The organism is Sphingobium xenophagum NBRC 107872 (assembly GCF_000367345.1).
Classification (GTDB): Bacteria; Pseudomonadota; Alphaproteobacteria; order Sphingomonadales; family Sphingomonadaceae; genus Sphingobium; species Sphingobium xenophagum.
On the sequence record NZ_BARE01000124.1, the window covers coordinates 1 to 2,052 of the forward strand.

At 50.0% G+C, this 2,052-nt stretch carries 2 protein-coding genes; both read right to left on the reverse strand.

What is annotated here, in order from left to right; translation table 11 throughout:
• Positions 1 to 98: 98 nt before the first annotated feature.
• Positions 99 to 596 carry an aromatic-ring-hydroxylating dioxygenase subunit beta gene (locus SX1_RS22145; protein ID WP_019054856.1) on the reverse strand — a complete coding sequence of 166 codons (498 nt, stop codon included), beginning with the start codon at positions 594 to 596 and terminating at the stop codon, positions 99 to 101.
• A 22-nt stretch (positions 597 to 618) separates the two neighbouring features.
• Complete coding sequence (locus tag SX1_RS22150) at positions 619 to 1,986, reverse strand: Rieske 2Fe-2S domain-containing protein (RefSeq protein WP_043146431.1); 1,368 nt, start codon at positions 1,984 to 1,986, stop codon at positions 619 to 621.
• Between the last annotated feature and the right edge of the window lie 66 nt (positions 1,987 to 2,052).

Consider the following 2,052-nt stretch of genomic DNA (forward strand, 5'->3'; position numbering starts at 1 on the left):
GACTACGACACGTATTTGTAAGGCCGTGTGTTTGGCTTTGTAAACGCCCCCGTCTGCCAAGGCGCCAGCCTCCTGTTTGTGCATATTCCGACCGCCGCTTAAATGTGATAAAAGTCCAACACCCTCGGAATAACGTCATTTATCAAGACAATCTTTTTTCGCTTAATCCTGAGCCCGCGACTCGTACGTTCGAGGATGTATTCATACTGACCTGCATAAGTGTTGAATTCCTTACGCCAAACCCAGTGACATACCCAGCTTGCAGCCACCTCAAGAGCCGATGCAGATGCCGAAAGGATACGAACGCCGCTTGTGATGTGAACCGTGCGCGACATCGGTGTAGCTGACGAAACCGCTCCAGTACGCAATCGAAATACCCGGTCTTCTAAACCGCTTCGATCACTATAGTAGATAAGTGAGACTTCCGTATGCGGATCGGTGATAAGCTGCGTGTCTGACTCCCAAGAGGGTAGCCAATACTCGCAATCCTCGGAAAACAGGTTCAGCCACTCATCCCACATCTGCCGGTCTACGAAATACGATTCAGTATTGAGAAAGTCGACGACCTCTGGAATGAACTCAAGAAACTTCTCCATAATTATTCCCCCGCGGAAAAGGCTACTTTACCAGAGACCGAGCGCTATTCTGTTCCTGAAGAACATTAGAAAGCAATGTGTCTCGCCAGTGACGGCACTGAGCCCACATAATCGGCTCATCCTCCATTTTAGAACCGGAATAGAGGGGATTGATCCCCAACCGGTTGGCAAGCTCATTAGGCCCGTGGATCATGTGCGCCAGCCCACGGCTCAAGTCGCTCCAGGGTACGAACCGACCGCTCTGAGCTCCTGCTTGCTGCGCTTCGAACTCTGCGGCGTCGTCACATGTAGCCAAGCCGGTGACGTTAAAGAAGTCTTCGTATTGGCGCAGCCGATGCGAGCGGTTTTGCGGAGATTCATTCTTAGGCGCGAGGCAGTAGATAGTTACCTCTGTCCGATCCACTGATAGTGGTCGATAAACGCGTATTTGCATCGACATATGGTCGGCCAACAGAACGTTGGGATATAATATTAGATTGCGCGCGCGGTTCACCATCCAGTTCGCCCGCTCTTCACCGACTCTCTGCTTATAATTATCATACTGTCCGAAGTTCGGTCTGCCCTTCGGATCGCCCCAATCCCACCAAAGCATTACGTGTCCGTGATCAAGATCGTAAAATCCGCCATCGCTTCGCGCAAGTTCTGATAGATCCATCGACGGCTGATCAGCCATCATACTGCCCTTCCTGTTCTCCGTTTGCCGATTTAATACGGTACGGATATAATTCCCATGGGTAGTGACAGCATGATAACCATCAGCTTGGTTTTCGTACGTAAGTTTCCAATTACCTTTATAGGTATAAGTAGCTGTACCCGGCAATACTTCCAACCCATCCGGAGACTGGTCAACGATCAAATCGATGAAAGTCGTAGCATCTCCGAGCCATTGACCTAAAGGCTGAACGTCAGAGTTAAATGATATGAACACGAACCCGCGATAGCTTTCCAGTCGGGGGATAGGTGTTAATCCGATTTCGCTCTTGTTGAATTGACAAGGGTAGCCAGCCCCTTCCTCCAAAGGGATGTCAACCAGGCGGCCGTCCAGATCGTATGTCCAGCCATGGAACGGGCAGGTAAATGCAGCGCGATTCCCTTTGGTCTCACGCGCGACTAACACACCTCTATGAGCACAGGAATTGATGAAGGCCCGTAGCTCGCCCTCTTTGTTACGTGTTACCAGCACTGGCTGGCGGCCCACGGTCAACGACAGAAAATCTCGCGGCCGAGAGACTTGACTTTCATGGCAGAGGTATACCCAGTTTCCTTCAAAGATATGTTCGAATTCCCACTCTAACAGATCCGGATTTGTGTAGGTTCGGCGGTCAACTCGAAGAACTCCTTCTCCAATCCGTTCATCGATGCAGTTTTCGAGAAGCTCTATGGTATCCATAATTCCCTCCGAAAGGTGACTTTATTTTCCTGTAGCCAGGGAAATTGATCCTTGCAATTATTTAAT